We start from the raw sequence: 17,489 nt of genomic DNA, 5'->3' as shown, positions 1-17,489 counted from the left end.
GGACACCATCGTGCGCGAGGCCGGACGCGTCTCCCCGCAAGCTCGTCGCACCCGCGGGGGCGAGCGACGCCAGACCAGGAGCCGACATGCCGATCACGAACTGGGCGGGCAACGTCACCTTCGGCGCGGCCCGCGTGCACCGGCCGGAATCCCTCGACGAGCTGCGCCGCGTGGTGGCGGCGGGGCCGCGCGTACGGGCCCTGGGCAGCGGCCACTCCTTCAGCCTGGTCGCCGACACCAGCCACGACCTGGTCCGCCTGGACGGCCTGCCGCCCACGGTGGAGATCGACGCCGGGCGCTCGACCGCCACCGTCGCCGCCGGCCTGCGTTACGCCGAGGTCGCCGAGCACCTGCACCGCGCCGGATTCGCGCTGGCCAACCTGGCCTCGCTCCCCCACATCTCGGTCGCCGGATCGTGCGCGACCGGCACCCACGGCTCCGGCGACAGCCGCCGCTGCCTCGCCGCCGCCGTCGTCGCCCTGCAACTCGTCGGCCCTGACGGCGACCTGGTCGAGCTGAGCCGCGAGCACGACCCCGCCGTCTTCCCCGGCGCCGTCGTCGCGCTCGGCGCGCTCGGCGTCGTCACCCGGCTGACGCTGGAGGTCGAGCCCGCCTTCGACGTGGCGCAGCGGGTCCGGCTCGACGTGCCGCTTGAGGAGGTGTCCGAGCGTTTCGACGAGGTGTACGGCGCGGCCTACAGCGTCAGCACGTTCACCGACTGGCGCGGCGGCAAGGCCGAGGTGTGGCTCAAGCACCGCCTCGACGAGGGGAGCCCCGGCGACGGATGGCCGGAAAGCGGCTGGGCGGGAGGCGGCTGGGCGGGAGGCCGGGCCGCCGGGCGGCCGGTGCACCCGGTGCCCGGCATGCCGCCCGAGTCCTGCACGGAACAGCTCGGGGTGCCGGGCCCGTGGCACGAACGGCTGCCGCACTTCCGCTCCGGGTTCGTGCCGGGCGCGGGCGAGGAACTGCAGTCGGAGTACTACCTGCCCCGCGCGGCCGCGGGCAAGGCGTTCGAGGCGATCAGGGAGATCGGCCCGCTGGTGGCGCCCGTGCTGCACGTCTCGGAGGTGCGTACCGTCCGCGGCGACGACCTGTGGCTCAGCCCCGCCTACGGCCGCGACACCGTCACCCTGCACTTCACCTGGATCCGCGACGCGGCGGCGGTCATGCCCGCCCTGGCCGAGGTCGAGGAGCGGCTCATGCCACTGGGCGCCCGCCCGCACTGGGGCAAGCTCACGACGACCAGACCCCGGCAGATCAGCGCGATGTACGAGCGGGCGGCCCAGTTCGGGCGGCTGGCCCGCGAGCTGGACCCGTCCGGCAAGTTCCGCAACTCCTACGTGGACGCCCTCTTCCCCGCCTGATCCGGCTTCCCCTCGGCCTCATGTCCTACGGAGGTGCCCCAGCCCATCCGGCAGAGCTTGGCAACTCGCCGCCGGTGCCTCTTGCCCGTCCTGCCGGTCGGGCGCGTAGATGTGGCGCCAGTGTTCCGCCGAGTCGCGCAGGTCGTCGCTGACCCGGAAGAGGAACTGGCCGAGTTTGTCCAGCCGGGTTCCGGCGGGCGTGTCCACGCCGAGCGCCCGGGCGCTGCTGTGCGAGGCCTCGGCGATCAGGGTGTTGATCCGGACGCTGGCCAGCATGGCCTGGTACCACACGTCGTCGTCCATGACGTAGCGCTCGGCGCGGCCGCGGGGGTCGCGCTCGCGCTTGATGATCTCCATCTCCTCCAGGTAGGCGACCGCCTTGGAGATCGAGGCGGGGCTGACGCCCAGGCGTCGCACGAGTTCGGCCGAGGTGAGGCTGCCGCTGTCGGTGGTGAACAGCGCGGCGAGCACCCTGGCCATCATCTGCGGCAGGCCGCTCTGTATCAGCAGCTCGGTGAGGTGCGTGGACACCCGCTGCACGACCCGGGGATCGCGGGCACCGAGGTCGGCGGCCCTGGCCGACGCCGACCGGCCGGAGCCCTGGGCGCGCACGGGTTGCCTGCCGGCCCGGTGGGCCTGGTCGGGGTGGTAGTCGTTCGGGCCGCCGTTGCGCATGACCTCGCGGGTGATGGTCGAGGTGGGCCGGTCGAGAGCGCGGGCGATGGCGGCGTACGTCAGTCCGTCACGCAGTCCCCCGGCGATCTGACGGCGGTCCTGCTGGGTGAGCCTCTGTCCGGGCATCGGGCTCCTTGCTCAGGCGATCGGGATCCAGCCTAGCTTAGTGCGAGCGTCCGTTGCATTAATTGACAGCTCTTACGCAACGATTCCAAGCGCTCTAGCTGTGTATTTGCACGATAGTTCGCGAAATCGTGATTGACGATTTCGTGCATGCAACGTAACTTTCGAGGCATCGCAAAGGTTCACCAGGCAAGGACACGACCATGACGTACACCGAAGTCCAGAACGCCCTCGACCGCGCCGTCACCGAGCACGGCGTGCCCGGCATCGTCGCCGAAATCCGCCACGGCGACCAGAGCTGGTTCGGCACCGCCGGCGTCGCCGACCTCACCACCGGCGCCCCCCGCGTCCCCGGCGAGCACCTGCACACCGGCAGCTCCGGCAAGGCCTTCACCGCCGCCACGCTGCTCACCCTCGAAGCCGAAGGCCGGCTCACCCTCGACGACACCGTCGAACACCACCTGCCCGGCCTCCTCACCAACGGCTACGACGGCACCAGAATCACCATCAGGCACCTGCTCAGCAACAGCAGCGGCCTGTTCGCCACCGGCCTGGCCCCCGAAGCCAGCCACCGCTACGCCACCCGGTCCGGCTACGCCCGGCACCACCTCGACCAATGGACCCGCGAGGACCTGCTGAAACTGGCCATCTCCCAGCCCCCCGTCTTCGAACCCGGCACCGCCTTCACCTACTCCAACGGCGGCTTCTACCTCGCCGGCGCCATCATCGAAAAGGTCACCGGCAACAGCTACGCCGACGAGGTCACCCGCACCGTCATCGACCCCCTCGCCCTCACCCACACCCACGTACGCCGCCCGGACGAATCCGGCTACCCCCACCCCCACCCCCGCGCCTACTCCGCCCTGTTCCTCAAAGACGGCACCGACCCCGCCGCCGTCACCCCCGAAAACTGGCAATCGCTGATGGAAGACCCCGCCACCCCGCCCCTGGACGTCACCGAGCTCAACACCTCCCTCGGCTGGTCGGCCGGCGACGTCGTCTCCACCACCACCGACATGATCCGCCTGATCAGCGCCCTGGCCAGTGGCAGCCTGCTCCCCGAACAACAGCACCACCACATGTGGACCACCATCTCCACCGAAGGCGGCCACTGGATGCCGTACGCCCGCTATGGCCTCGGCGTCTTCGAGTTCGACCGGGACATCACCAACGGCCTCATCCTGCGCGGCGCGGGCGGCAGCCTCTGGGGCTCCCACACCTGCACCATCGCCACCCCCGACGGCGACCACGCGATCTGCCTCCACACCAACACCGAATGGAAGACCTGGGACATCGTCTTTGACATCGTCAAGGCAGAATTCGGCAAGGGGATGTGACACGCATCCCGGCGGCTCGGCGCCGGGGCGGGCCGAATCCCGCGATGTCGCTGCCTTCGTGTCTCCCACGGTGATGGCCGTATATGACAGATAACTGTCGTTGCGGCCACTCCGTGCATTCGGTGACAATCAGGACATGTCCACCGCACACCGCGTTGTGATCGCGCTCTTCCCGAACGTCGACCTGCTCGACGTCACCGGCCCGGCCGAGGTGTTCGCCCTGGCCAACCGGGTCAGCGGCCGCGCCCTGTACGAGGTGCTGCTGGCCGGGCCCCAAGGCGGCCACGTCACCACGTCGGCCGGGGTGAGGCTGGTCGCCGACCTGGCGTTCGACGAGGTCACAGACCGGGTGGACACGCTGCTGGTACCCGGCGCCGTGGACGTCACGCCAGAGGGCCCGCTGGCCCTGACGGACCCCGAAGTGGTGGCCTGGGTCCGGCGAACCGCTCCGATCGCCCGCCGCGTGGCATCGGTGTGCGTAGGCGCGCACATTCTGGCGGAGGCCGGACTGCTGGAGGGCCTCACGGCCACCACCCACTGGTCCACCGCCGCGCAACTGGCCGCCGACCATCCGAACGTGACCGTCGACCCCGACCCGATCTTCGTACGATCCAGCGGCCAGGTGTGGACGGGCGCCGGCATCAGCGCCTGCCTGGACCTGACCCTCGCGCTCGTCGCGGACGACCACGGCGAGGAGACCGCGCTGGCGGTGGCCCGCGAACTGGTCATGTACCTCAAACGGCAGGGCGGCCAGAGCCAGTTCAGCGTCCCGATGGCCCACGCCGCCACCGGCCGCCGCGACATCGACGACCTGCGCCTGTGGATCGCCGAACACCTGGCCGAGGAACTCACCGCCGTCGAAATGGCGGCTCGGATGGGGCTGAGCCAGCGGCAGTTCACCCGCGTGTTCCGGCAACGTACCGGCACCACTCCCGGCGCCTACATCGAGGCCGCCCGCGTGGAGGCGGCCCGGCGCCTACTGGAAACCACCGACCTGCCCTTGCCCCGGGTGGCGGCCGACAGCGGCTTCGGCTCAGTGGAAACCCTGCACCGCGCCTTCCGCCGCCGCCTGGGCACCGGCCCCGGCTCCTACCGCCGCCGCTTCCGCACCGTCGCCTGACCTACCCACCTCACCCACCCACCGCGTACCCGAACCTCCACCGCGCACCCGAACCCCTGCCACGTACCCGAACCGACCCAAGCCCGCACCTCTGTCGGCCCAAGCCCGCACCTCTGTCGGCGTAAGCCTGCGCGAAATTCCGAGGCGCACCCAGCAAGCCACCCAGAAATCCCGAAAGGAACGTCACCATGAGCACCACCGCTTCGCCCACCCTCCGCCAGGTCTCCGGTCTGCCCACCGACCCGGCCCGTCTGACCGGCGCGACCCTGATCATGATCGACTACCAGAACACCTACAGCACCGGAGTCATGGCCCTCACCGCCGCCGACCAGGCCCTCACCGCGGGAGCCCGCCTGCTCGAACGCGCTCGCGCCACCGGCACGAAGGTCATCCACGTCATCAACGACGGCGGCCCCGGCACCCCCTACGACATCCGGGCCGAGATCGGCGCCATCAACCCGCTGGTCGCACCGCGCGACGGTGAGCCGGTGGTGGTCAAGACGTTCCCCAACGCCTTCCACGAGACCGACCTCCAGCAGGTCCTGACCGGCCTGAACGCAGGCCCCGACCTCATCCTGGCGGGCTTCATGACCCACATGTGCGTAACGTTCACCGCGCAGGGAGCCTTCAACCTCGGCTACCGCCCCACCATCGTCGCCGACGCCTGCGCCACCCGCCCGCTCCCCGCCCCGGACAACACGGTGGTGCCCGCCGGCACCCTGCACACCGCCGCCCTGACCACGATCGGCGACCTGTTCGGCGTGGTGGTCCCCAACGCCGACGCCCTCCCGATCTGACACCCGCCACCGGGGCGACAATGCCTGATCTCCGGCCTGCGCGCTCACACCGAGCCACAGGTCGGAGGATCGTGCGGAAGGCGCCTGACGGGTGCGTTGAGCTTCCGCCGGGTGAGCAGATCCTTCCTTGCGAGGAGACCCAGACATCCGGGCAACCAAAGCGGCGCAAGCGGGGCGTCGGGCTCCGCCCGACGGGAGACGCGCGGAGCGAAGCGGAGCACCTTTGACCCGGGGTGGGATCCAACCGCCCAACCACCTAGCCGGGCAACGGGCGGGCCCGAACAGAACGCGCGGAGCGAAGCGGAGCACCTTTGACCCGGGGTGGGATCCAACCGCCCAACCACTTAGCTGGGCAAAGGGTGGGCCCTAGACAGAACGCGCGGAGCGAAGCGGAGCACCTTGCCTTTAGAACTTGCTGCGGAGCTCGTCCACTCGGGCGCGCCATACCTTTGCCTCGCTGTCCGTGAAGATGGCTTCGGCCCGTTCCAGCCGGACCGTCGCCATCTCCGGCTCGTCGCGGGCCAGGGCCAGCTCCGCCAACGCCAGCAGCGACTGTCCCTCGCACTGCTGGCTTCCTCCCAGGCACGCCGCCATCAGGGCATCGCCGAGCAACGGCCGCGCCCCCGCCAAGTCGCCCTGTGCCAGGCGCACCCGCCCGATTCCCAGGAGCGCGAACGCCTCGCCGATGGAGTCGTTCATGCTGGTCGCCGTGTGCAGCGCGGCGTCGAACGACTCCTCGGCCGCCTCCAGCCGTCCGCGCGTGAGCAGCGCTTCTCCCAGCCGGAACCGTACCTGCGCCTCGATCCGGCTGGACCCGGTACGCACGCAGATGGCCAGCGATTCCCGCAGGTACGGCTCCGCCTCCTCCGCCCGCCCCGACTCCAGGTGGATCTGGGCGATGTTGCGCAGGACATGCGCCTCCCCCACCGGATCACCCACGGAGCGCAGGTCTTCGAGGGCCTGCTCGTACCATTCCTGGGCCACCGTGTACTGCCCTTTGGTGCGCTCGATGAAGGCGAGGTGCCGCAGGACCAGCCCCCGCCCATGCACGTCCCCGCTCGCCTCGAACCAGGCACGGGCGGCTTCGAGGTTCTGCTGCGCCTCGGCCAGCCGCTGCTCGACGAGCTCCAGCCCGCTGAGCGAGTACCGGACGACGGCTTCGCCGCGTTTGTCGCCGGCCCGCCGTACCGCACCCCAGGCCACTTCGTGTGTCTCCCGCCAGGCCTGCCGGTAGGAGCGGGTCTCGAACAGCGTGACCGAGGTGACGGCCAGGTCCCAGCACAGCTCGTGCAGCCCGAGCCGGGCGGCCTGGTGCACGCTGGACACGAGATTGGTGAGCTCGATCTGGAACCATTCGATGGGGTCGGCGATCAGGCTCTCGACCAGCTCTTCCGGCAGGGTCCACGGCTCGGTGGCGGAGTGCAGGATGGTGTAGTCGCCGCCGTAGGCCTGCCTGTGTGCCCGGCCGGCCAGGTGGAGCCAGCACCGCAGCAACCGGTGCAGCGCCTCTTCCTGTTCCTGCGCCGGAATCTCCCTGGCCAGCAGTTCACGCACATAGGTCCTGGTGAGGTCGTGCAGCCGGTACCGGACCTGCTGGTCGTCCCGGACCACCAGGTCGACGAGACGTTCCTCGACCAGGGTCTCCAGGATGTCGGTGGCGGCGTAGGGGTCCATGTCGAGCAGGGGCCCGGCGATCCAGCCGCCGAAGTCGACCTCGTCCAGCGCACCGAGCAGCAACACCAGCCGGGCGGCCGGCGGGTCGAGCTCCTGGCAGGAAATGGAGATGGTCGCCCGGACGCTGGCGTCGCCGAGGATCAGCTCGTCGAGGCGGCGGCGTTCGTCGGCGAGCCTGCGTACCATCTGGTCGATCTGCCAGTGCTGGCGCATGGAGAGTTTGGCGGCGACGATGCCGAGGCCGAGGGGCAGGTGGCCGCAGGCTTCGGCCAGGCGTCTGGCGGCGGCGTGCTGGGTCATGACCCGGCCTTGGCCGATCACCTGGGACAGCAGTTCGAGGCTGGTGGCCTCGTCGAAGACGTCGAGGTCGACGTGGTGGGCGCCGTGCAGGCCGATGACGGAGCGGCGGCTGGTGACCAGGAGGGCGCAGCGCGGCTCGGCGGGCACCAGCGGCAGGATCTGGCGGGCGCTGGCGGCGTCGTCGAGCACGACGAGGACCCGCCGGTTGGCCATGACGCTGCGGTACATGGTGCCGAGCTCGACGATGCCGCTCGGGAGCACGGAGGGGGCGACGCCGAGGGAGCGCAGCAGGCGTTCGAGCACCTGCTCGGCGGGGACGGGGTGACCGTCGGCGTCGCGCAGGTGGGCGTAGAGCTGCCCGTCGGGGAAGGCCTCGCGTGCTTTGTGTGCGGCGTGTACGGCCAGCGCCGTCTTGCCCACCCCGCCGGGCCCGGTGACCATGACCACGGCGGCCCTGTGCAACTGCTGCGAGTTGACGAGATGGTCGCGCACGTCGGCGATGACCTCGTCGCGGCCGACGAAGTTGGACGGCCCGGCGGGCAGCTGATGGGGCACGATCTTCGCCGGTTCGGCGACGGGCTCCGCGGCCAGGGCGGGGTCCTGCGACAGGATGGCCTGTTCGAGCTGGCGCAGTTCCTCGCCGGGGCTGAGCCCGTGCTCCTCGACCAGCGTGTACTGCACGTTCCTGAGCACTTCGAGCGCTTCGACCTGCCGGTCGGCGCGGTAGAGGGCGAGGGCGAGCTGCATGTGCAGCTCTTCGCGCAGCGGGTGGACGGCGACGAGTTCCTTGAGCTCGCCGAGCAGCTCGTGGTGGCGTTGCAGGCGCAGTTCGAGGTCGATGCACTCTTGGAGCGCCACGAAGCGTTCCTCGTTGTGCCGGGTGGCGGCGGCCTGGACGCGGCGGCTGTTGATGCCCTCCAGCGCCTCGCCCCGCCACAGGGCCAGGCCGGAGCGGAACTCGCTGACAGCTCCTTCGAGGTCCTGGGAGCGTGCGGCCTCACGGCCGCGGGTGACGTGGCGGCGGAAGCGGGTGAGGTCGAGGCAGTCTTCGGGGACCCGGATGAGGTAGCCGGCGGAGTGGGTGACGATGACCTCGGCGTCGGTGTACTTGCCGAACCAGCCGCGCAGCTGGGAGACGCAGATCTGGACCTGGGCGTCGGCGGTCTTCGGGGGCTCCTCGCCGTAGAGCGCCTCGACCAGGCGGCCGGTGGTGACCACGCGGCCGGGTTCGAGTAACAGCATCACCAGCACGATCTGGCGGCGGCGGCCCTCGATATTCACCTTGCTTCCGGCGAATACTTCGAGCGGCCCAAGCACCCGAAACTCGAGGATCAACGCCCACCTACTCACTTGACAACGAGTTACCGTTGATCTGCAGAGGTCACTATATGCGTGAAATATGACGTTGGGGAGAACCCCGATTCGGGGGCAGGGTTTCGGCCAGCACAAATGCCAACATACGAGTTAATCTTCATAACGGCACGGGTGCCACCCGCTGAAATCGGCAGGTGGCACCCGGCAAAGTCTGACTACTGTTCCGCCCAGGCGTGGAATCCCGCGTCGAGTTCCACGAGCAGGTCGATGGCGAAGTCCGTTCCCGATTCTCCGTTCGACATCAGGACCACTCCGGCCCCCGATTCAAGGCCGATCCCCGAATAGCAGCGGTACCCGGCGGCCACCCCGGTGTGCCCGAACCAGCGGATCCCGTCGACCTCCCTGACAACGGTGCCCAGCCCGTACGCGGCCCCGGCGGCCGGGGTGAGCAACTGCCCGGCGGCCCACCGGTCGAGCAGCCGGCCGGTGCCCGTGTGCGCCCGCTGGATCTCCGCCGCCACCCTGGCCAGGTCGGCGGCGCTGGTCCACAGCCCGCCGGTGGCGCTCGGGTAGACCCGCCAGCCGCCGTCGAGCGGCCGGCCGTCCTGGTCGTGGCCGACCGCCGCGCGCTCGCCGAGCGAACGGGCGAAGGCGGTGCCGTAGCCGCTGTCGCGCATGCCGAGCGGGCCGAAGACGAGCTCGCGCATGAGCTCGGGGAACGGCCGGCCGGTCAGGTCGCACAACACCTGCTCGACGACGACGAAGTGGTTGCCCGAGTACCGGTACCGCTCGCCCGGCGCCAGTTCGGCGCGGATCGGCGCGGTGGCCGCGGGCGGCCGGCCGTCCAGCACGTCGAGCAGACTCGGTGCCGGATCGTCCGGCAGCCGGGCGCCCAGCCCGCCGAACTCGTCCGGGGTGAGTCCCGCGGTGTGGGCGAGCAGCCCGCGCAGCGTCACGCCCGCGGACGGCAGCCGCCAGCCGCGCAGGTAGTGGTTGACGTCCTCGTCGAGGTCGACGGTGCCGTCCTGGGCCAGCCTGAGCACACCGACCGCGGTGACGTGCTTGCTCACCGAGCCCGCCTGGAACACGGTGTCCGGCCTGACCAGCGCCCCGGTGGCGGCCGAGGCGAGACCCTCGCCCCACGCCTCGGCCACCGTGCCGTCGGCGACGAGCGCGACGGCGGCGCCGGGCACCCGGTGGCGCTGCAGGCGCAGCCGCGTGGCCGGGATGCCGGGGAAGAAGCGGTCCAGGAACGCGCGTCCGTGCGGGGTGTGCCCCTGGGCCGGGATGAGCAGCGCGACCAGCCGGTCGAGGAAGCGGTCGGCCAGCGCGCCCACGGTCTCCTCGCGGTGGAGGTTGGCCGAGTAGTTCCAGGCGACCTGGAAGACGCCGTCCACCACGGCTCCGTTGATCTCGATGAGGTGGGGCCGGCGCCCGGCGGGCGCGCGGTCGCCGCCTGCGGCCGACCTGATCCGGGTGAACAGCCCGGTCTCGGCGGCGGTGCGCACCTGGCCGTGGTAGTTGAAACTGATCGGGGCCGCCTCGTGCTCGACCGCCAGGCCGTGCCCGATGCCGTGGTGCGGCGTGGTGTGCAGGTGCTCGCGGACGATCTTGACGCAGCGGCCGGTGTCGAGGGCGTCGGGCAGGTGGACGTGCAGCGGGTGCAGCGCGGTGAACCAGCCGACCGTCCTCGACAGGTCGACGTCGTCGAAGAGCGGTTCGCGCCCGTGTCCCTCCAGGTCGATGTGGACGTCGGGACTGCCGGTGTGGTCGGCGGCCGTCTGGGCCAGCGCGGTCACCAGCAGGTCGTGCACGGAGGTGCGGTGGGCGGTGTGCGCCGAGCGCAGCAACGCCTGCGTGTAGGAGGCGTCCAGGGTGCGGACCACCGTGGCGGTGGAGGACTCGACGTTCTCGCCGCCGGGGGTGTCCACGGGGAAGGGCGCCGCCTGCGGGCGCGGCATCCGCCAGTACGCGGCCTCGGCGGCGAACTCGGCCGACTCCGCGTGCTCGGCCAGCTTGACGGCCCAGTGCCGGAAGGAGGTGGTCTTCTGGGGAAGTTCCAGCCCTTGGTAGGCGGTGGCCAGGTCGTCGAGCAGGATGCCCCACGAGACGATGTCCACGGCCACGTGGTGGATGGTGATGGTCAGCTCGCGGCCGTCCAGGTGCGCGCGGACGATCGGGCCGTGCTCCAGGTCGAGTCCGCTGCTCAGCGCCGGGCCCTCGTGGAGCAGGTCGGCGTCCTCGGTCGCGGCGAGGTGCTGGGTCCAGCCGGCCGGCGACCTGCGCAGGCGCAGCCGCAGGGCGTCGTGGTGGGCGGTGAGCCGGGTCAGCGCCGCGCGCAGCCGATCGGGGTCGGGGGTCTCGGTCCAGCGCAGCCGTACCGTCTGGTTGTAGTGGTCGTGCGGCCAGTCGAGCGCGGTGAACCACCGCTGGATGGGGGTGAGCGGGACCGCGCCCGTGACCGTGCCCTGCTCGGCGTGGGCGGCGGCGGGGACGTCGGCGCTCTCCAGGGCGTGGGCGAGTTCCGCGATGGTGGGGTCGGCGAACATCTGCCGCGGGGTCAGCGCGAGACCGGCGCGGCGGGCCTTGACCATGACCTGGATGGACAGGATCGAGTCGCCGCCGAGGTCGAAGAAGTTGTCGTGGACGCCCACGTCGGGCACGCCCAGGACCTCGCTCCACGCCTCGGCGAGGATCTTCTCCACCTCGGTGCGCGGGGCCACGAAGGCCGAGGCCAGTTCGGGGCGGACGGCGTCGGGCGCGGGCAGGGCCGGCCGGTCCACCTTCGTGTTCGGGTTGAGCGGCATCTCGGCGAGCATGACGAAGGCGCTCGGCACCATGTAGTCGGGCAGCCGGGACTGCACGTGCGCGCGCAGTTCCGAGGTGGTCGGCGTGCGGCCGCGGGCGACCGCGTAGGCCACGAGGCGCTTGGGCGCGCCCTCCTCCTCGCGGGCGACCACGACGGCCTGGTCGATCAGCGGATGCGTCTCGACGACCGCTTCGACCTCGCCCAGCTCGACCCGGAAGCCGCGGATCTTCACCTGGTGGTCGAGCCGCCCCAGGAACTCCAGTGTCCCTTCCGGCAGCCAGCGGACCAGGTCGCCGGTGCGGTAGAGCCGTCCGCCCGGCGGCCCGAACGGGTCGGGCACGAAGCGCTTGGCGGTCAGTCCGGGCCGACCGTGGTAGCCGCGGCCCACGCTGTCCCCGGCCAGGTACGCCTCCCCGGCCACCCCGACGGGCACCGGATCGCCGCCGGGATCGAGCACGTACACGCGGGTGTTGGCGATCGGCTTCCCCACCGAGACCCGCTCGGCGGCGGGGTCGCAGACCCACGCGGTGGAGTCCACGGACACCTCGGTGGCGCCGTAGAGGTTGAGCAGGCGCGTGTCCGGGCAGCGTTTGCCCCATTCGCGCAGTACGTCCGTCGTGAGCGCCTCGGCGCTGGCGAACAACCAGCGCAGCGGCAACCCGCCGTCCTCCACGAGCGGCAGCATGGCCCGCAGCATCGAGGGCACCAGGTGCGCGGCGGTGACGTTCTCCTCGGTCATGACCCGGACGATGTAGTGCGGATCGCGGTAGCCGTCGGGCCTGGCCAGGACGACCGCCGCCCCGGAGGCCCAGGGCCAGAACATCTCGTAGACGGAGATGTCGAAGCTCAGCCCGGCCAGTTGCAGGACCTTGTCCCCGTCGTCGAGGGGGAAGCCGCTCACCATCCACCAGATGTAGTTGACGATGCCCTGGTGCCGGATGAGCGTGCCCTTCGGCCGCCCGGTGGAGCCGGAGGTGTAGATGACGTACGACAGGTTGCCGGGACGGGCGGCGCGCCCGGGGCGGCCCGGGTCGCGGGCGGCGATGCGCGCCGCGTCGTGCTCGCCGTCGAGGACGACCACCCGGCCGGTGTGGCCGGGCAGCCGCCCGGCCAGCCGTTCCTGCGTGAGCACGACCGGGGCCGCGGTGTCGGCCAGCATGAACGCCAGCCGCTCCGCCGGGTACTCCGGGTCGAGCGGCACGTAGGCGCCACCGGCCTTGAGCACGCCCAGCACCGCCACCGCCATCTCCACGCCGCGCTCGACGCAGATGCCGACCAGCGTCTCCGGTCCCACGCCCAGGTCGCGAAGGTGGTGGGCGAGCCGGTTGGCCCGCGCGTCCAGCTCGCCGTACGTGACGGAGAGCCCGCCGGAGACGACCGCGACCGCGCCGGGCGCGCGCTCGGCGCTGTCCTCGAACAGCTCGTGCAGACAGCGCTCGCGAGGGTACGGCGCCGCGGTGTCGTTGAAGTCCTCGACCACGGCGCGCCACTCCCCGGCGGGCAGCGGCGCCAGCTCGGCCAGTGCCGCGCCGGGCCGCGCGGCCAGCGCTTCGAGCAGCATCCGGTAGTGGGCGAGCAGCCGCCCGGCGCCGTCCGAGGTGACCCGGGAGGGCTGGTAGTCCAGCCGCAGCCGCAGTTCGTCGTTGAGGCCGACGTTCAGCACCAGCGGGTAGCCGGTCTGCTCCCAGGTCTGGGCCGCGGCGATCTCCAGGCCGCCGGGTTCCCGCTCCTTGTGGGGGAAGTTCTCGAACATGAGGATCGTCTGGAACAGCCGCTGCCCCGCGGGCACCCGCGACTGCCGCTGCACCTCGACCAGCGCGCAATGCTCGTGGTCGCGGTGCTCCACGAGCTGCTCGTGGACCTCGCGCAGCCAGCCGGCGACCGTGGCCCGCTCGGGCACGCGCACCCGCACGGGCAGCGTGTTGATCAGCAGCCCGACGGTCCGCTCGACGCCGGGCAACCCGCCGGAGCGGCCCGAGACGGTCGAGCCGAAGACGACGTCGCGGGTGCCGGCGTACCGGCTGAGCAGCAGGCCCCAGGCGGCGTGGGCGATCGCGCTGACCGTGATGCGGTGCTCGCGGGCCAGCTCGCGCAGCCGCCGGGTGACCTCGGCGGGCAGCCGCTCGTGCAGGAGCGCCACGTCCTGGCTGGTCGCGCCGCGGCCGTCGCCGCGCTCGGGCGGCAGGATCGTCAGCGGGGTGGGGCTGGTGACGTCGGCGAGCATGGCCTGCCAGTAGCCGGCGGCGGCGGCCGGGTCGTGGCCGCGCACCCACTCGATGTACTTCCTGAACGGCATCGGCTCGGGCAGCGCGGGCGGTTCGCCCGTCTCGCGCAGGCTCCGGTAGGTCTCGCGGACCTCGTCGAGGACCAGGCGGACGCTCCAGCCGTCCAGCAGGACGTGGTGGCCGTGCCAGATCAGCCGGTGGGTGCCGTCGGCCAGCCTGATCAGGTCGAAGCGGCGTGGGGGCTCGTTCTCCAGGTCGACGCCGCGGGCGCGCTCCTCGGCCAGGTGCCCGGCCAGGCGCTCGGCGACCTTCGGCGCGGGGACGCCGGTCCAGTCGAGTTCGCGCAGCCGTACCGGAGCTGAGGGGTGGACGATCTGCATGGGTTCGGGCAGTCCGTCCCACGCGAACGTGGTGCGCAGGATGGGGTGGCGCGCGACGACGTGCTCCCAGGCGCGGCGCAGCGCGGGCACGTCCAGGTCGCCGTCGATGGTGTGGACGAACTGCACGATGTAGTCGGTGCTCTCGGGCTCGAACAGCGTGTGGAAGACCATCCCGGCCTGCAGGGGCGAGAGCGGGTAGCTCTCCGCGGCCGCGTCGTCGTCCTCCTGCGCGGCGGCGGGGACGGCGACGGCGGCCAGTTCCCGCAACGTCTGCCGCGACAGCACCTGGCGCGGGGTGATCTCCAGCCCGGCCGCGCGGGCCCCGGCGACGACGTAGATGGCCAGCACGGAGTCGCCGCCGATGTCGAAGAAGTTGTCGCCGGCGCCGACGGCCTCGCGGCCGAGCACGTCCGCCCACACCCGCGCGAGCGCCCGCTCGGCGTCGGTGGCGGGCTCGGCGTCGGCCGGCCCGCCTTCCTCGGGCGCGGGCAGCCGCTTGCGGTCGAGCTTGCCGCTCGGGGTGAGCGGGATCTCCTCCAGTACGGCCAGCGCCGCCGGCACCATGTACCCGGGCAGCGCCCCGGCCAGGTGCCGCCGCAGCTCAGCCACCTCGACCGTGCCGGACGGCACGACGTACCCGGCCAGCCGCAGCCCGCCCGGCCCCTCGACCGGCACGACCGCCGCCTGCCTGACGCCGGGGTGGGCCAGGAGCACGGCCTCGACCTCGCCCGGCTCGACCCGGTTTCCGCGGATCTTCACCTGGTTGTCGATCCGGCCCTGCAGTTCCAGCCGCCCGTCGGGCAGGAACCTGGCCCGGTCGCCGGTGCGGTACATGCGCGAGCCCGGCGTACCGAACGGGTCGGGCACGAACCGTCGCGCGGTCAGCCCGGGACGTCCGTGGTAGCCGAGCGCGAGGCCGCGCCCGCCGACGCACAGCTCGCCGAGCGCGCCCCGCGGCACCGGCCGGGACTGCTCGTCGAGCAGGTAGACGGCGGCGCCGGAGATCGGCCGGCCGATGCAGAAGGGCGGCGCGCCCGCCGGCACGTCGGCGTACGTGGTGTGGACGGTGGTCTCGGTGGGCCCGTAGCCGTTGACCAGCCGGCGCGCCCGCGCCCTGATCTCGGTGGCCAGCGTCTCGGGCATGGGCTCGGCGGTGTAGAGCGCGACCCGCAGCGAGGTGCCGACGTCGCCGGCCATGAGCAGCCGCCAGCCTGACGGGGTGGCCTGCACGTGGGTGACGCCGTGCTCGCGGATCACCCGGCACTGCTCGGTCCCGTCGGCCCGCGCCGACTCGGGCGCCACGATCACACGCGCCCCGGAGATCAGCGGCAGGTACAGCTCCAGCGTCGAGGCGTCGAAGCCCATCGAGGCGAGCAGCAGCCACCGGTCGTCCGGGCTCGCGCCCAGGTACTCGCGCGCGCCGTGCAGCAGGTTCACCACGGCCGCGTGGGTGGCGTCGGTCCCCTTGGGCAGCCCGGTCGACCCCGAGGTGTACACCACGTAGGCCAGATCGCCCGGCCGGGGCTCGGGCAGCTCACCCTCCTCCGCGCCCAGATCGCCGAAGCGCACCCCCGGCGTCCGGCCGTCGGTGATCACGAGCGCCGCGTCGACGTCCTCCAGCATGTACGCCAGCCGCGCCGCCGGATAGGCGGGATCCAGCGCCAGATAGGCGGCGCCCGCCTTCATCACGGCCAGCGCCGACAGCGCCAGCTCCGCGCCCCGCGGCAGCGCCAGGCCGACCACGTCTCCCGGCCGCACGCCCCGCGCCAGCAGCCCGCGCGCCAGCCGGTCGGTGACCGCGTCCAGCTCGCGGTAGCTGAACACCTGCTCACCGCACACCAGGGCGGTCGCCCCGGGCGAGGCCGCCGCCTGCGCCCGGACGAGGCTCACCACCGTCCCGGTAGGTGGTTCCCCTCTGGCGGGCCCGGCCCAGGTGTGGGTGAGCAGGTGCGTCTCGGTGTCCCCCAGGACGGCCGCGCTCCCGACGGGCTCGCCGGGGTGCGCGGCCACGTGCTCGACGACGTTCACCAGGTAGCCGAGCAGCCGCCGGGCGGTGTCGGCGGTGAACAGGTCGGTGGCGTAGTTCAGCGACAGCTCGATGCCCGCGCCGCCGTTGACCGCGATCAGCGTCAGGTCCACCTTGGCGGTGGGGTCGGCGAAGCCGACCGGCTCGCCCTTCAGCGCGGGCAGCTCACCGGCCCGCTCGCCGGTCTCGAAGCACTGGTAGAGCACCTGGTAGACGGGGTTGCGCGCGGCCGACCTGGTGGCCTTCACCGCCGCCACCACCTGGTCGAAGGTGACGTCCTGGTGGTCGAAGGCGCCCAGGACCACCTCGTGCGTACGGCGCAGCAGTTGCGCGAAGGCCGGTTCTCCCGACAGGTCCATGGGCAGCGCCACCGCGTTGGCGAACAGGCCGAGCAGCGCCTCGGTCTCGGCGGCGTTGCGCCCCGACAGCACCGAGCCGATCGCGAACCTGCGCTGGCCGCAGTAGTGCCTCAGGACGATCGCGTAGCAGGCCAGCAGCACGGTGTACACGGTGACGCCGTGGTCGGCGGCCAGGGCGCGCACCCGGCCGCTCAGTTCGGGGGCGAGCTCCAGGTCGACGGCGTCGCCGGCGTGCGACTCGGTCGTCGGCCTGGGCCGGTCGGTGGGCAGTTCCAGGACCTGCGGGACGCCGTCGAGCGCGGCGCGCCAGTAGGCGAGCTGGGCGGGTTCGCGCTCGGCGACGCGGCGCGCCTGCCAGTGGGCGTAGTCGGCGTACTGGACGGGCAGCGGGGACAGGGACGGGGTCCGGCCGGCCACTGCGGCGCCGTACAGCTCGTCGAGCTCGCGCACCATCAGCGTGCACGACCAGCCGTCGGAGGCGACGTGGTGGGTGGTGAGCGCGAGCAGGTGCTCCCCGGGCTCGGCCACGCGGATGAGCAGCGCGCGGAAGACCGGGCCCTCCGCCAGGTCGAAGGGGGTGGCGATCTCGGCGAGAGCCAGGGCGAGCGCCTCGTCCCGGTCGGCGGCCGACGTCAGGCGCAGGGCGGCCGGGCCGGCAGCGGCGACCTCCTGCAGCGGCGGCGTGCCCCGGTAGACGGTGCGCAGGATCTCGTGCCGTTCCACCAGGGCGTCGAGGGCGCGGCGCAGCGCGTCGACATCCAGTTCGCCCGGGATCCGCAGCAGCCGGGGGACGGTGTAGACCGCGTTCGAGTCCAAGAACTGGTTGGTGACCCACATGGCGTGCTGCACCGGCGAGAGCGGCGCGGCGCCGGCCGGGCGGCGCGGGATGCCTCCGTCGCCGCCCCCGGCCCGGCCCTGCAGGCGCCTGCGCAGCAGGGCTTGCTTCTCGGGCGAAAGGCTGTCGATGTTCATCGTCGCTCCCTCAA

7 protein-coding genes are annotated in these 17,489 nt (G+C 72.2%); 4 read left to right on the top strand and 3 right to left on the bottom strand.

Annotated features, from left to right (window positions below; translation table 11 throughout):
• Positions 1-86 precede the first annotated feature (86 nt).
• Positions 87-1,364, top strand: a complete 1,278-nt coding sequence (locus ACIBKY_RS05770; protein ID WP_397094709.1) for a D-arabinono-1,4-lactone oxidase — start codon at positions 87-89, stop codon at positions 1,362-1,364.
• Positions 1,365-1,382: 18 nt separating this feature from the next.
• Here the strand turns inward: ACIBKY_RS05770 and ACIBKY_RS05765 are convergent, their stop codons facing one another.
• Positions 1,383-2,165, bottom strand: coding sequence for a helix-turn-helix domain-containing protein (locus tag ACIBKY_RS05765; protein WP_397094707.1), 783 nt, complete (start codon positions 2,163-2,165; stop codon positions 1,383-1,385).
• 200 nt (positions 2,166-2,365) lie between these two features.
• On the opposite strand from ACIBKY_RS05765, the gene ACIBKY_RS05760 reads away from it, so the two are divergent.
• From ACIBKY_RS05760 to ACIBKY_RS05750, 3 genes are all read left to right on the top strand, one after another.
• Positions 2,366-3,499: a serine hydrolase domain-containing protein gene (locus tag ACIBKY_RS05760; protein ID WP_397094705.1), complete on the top strand. Its 1,134-nt coding sequence runs from the start codon at positions 2,366-2,368 to the stop codon at positions 3,497-3,499.
• 136 nt (positions 3,500-3,635) lie between these two features.
• The gene (locus tag ACIBKY_RS05755) at positions 3,636-4,619 is read left to right on the top strand and encodes a GlxA family transcriptional regulator (RefSeq protein WP_397094704.1); all 984 of its coding nucleotides are present in this window, start codon (positions 3,636-3,638) and stop codon (positions 4,617-4,619) included.
• 188 nt (positions 4,620-4,807) lie between these two features.
• A complete protein-coding gene (locus tag ACIBKY_RS05750) occupies positions 4,808-5,416 on the top strand; it encodes a cysteine hydrolase family protein (protein WP_397094703.1) in 609 nt (202 codons plus the stop codon).
• Between the two features lie 405 nt (positions 5,417-5,821).
• Here ACIBKY_RS05750 and ACIBKY_RS05745 read toward each other — a convergent pair whose 3' ends face one another.
• Together ACIBKY_RS05745 and ACIBKY_RS05740 are read right to left on the bottom strand one after the other, a co-directional pair.
• Positions 5,822-8,725 carry a BTAD domain-containing putative transcriptional regulator gene (locus ACIBKY_RS05745; protein WP_397094701.1) on the bottom strand — a complete coding sequence of 968 codons (2,904 nt, stop codon included), beginning with the start codon at positions 8,723-8,725 and terminating at the stop codon, positions 5,822-5,824.
• Positions 8,726-8,919: 194 nt separating this feature from the next.
• Complete coding sequence (locus ACIBKY_RS05740; protein ID WP_397094699.1) at positions 8,920-17,475, bottom strand: amino acid adenylation domain-containing protein; 8,556 nt, start codon at positions 17,473-17,475, stop codon at positions 8,920-8,922.
• Positions 17,476-17,489: the final 14 nt, after the last annotated feature.

Source organism: Nonomuraea sp. NPDC050394 (genome assembly GCF_044459065.1).
In the GTDB taxonomy this organism is placed as follows: Bacteria; Actinomycetota; Actinomycetes; order Streptosporangiales; family Streptosporangiaceae; genus Nonomuraea.
This window is presented reverse-complemented; position numbering and strand designations above follow the sequence as displayed.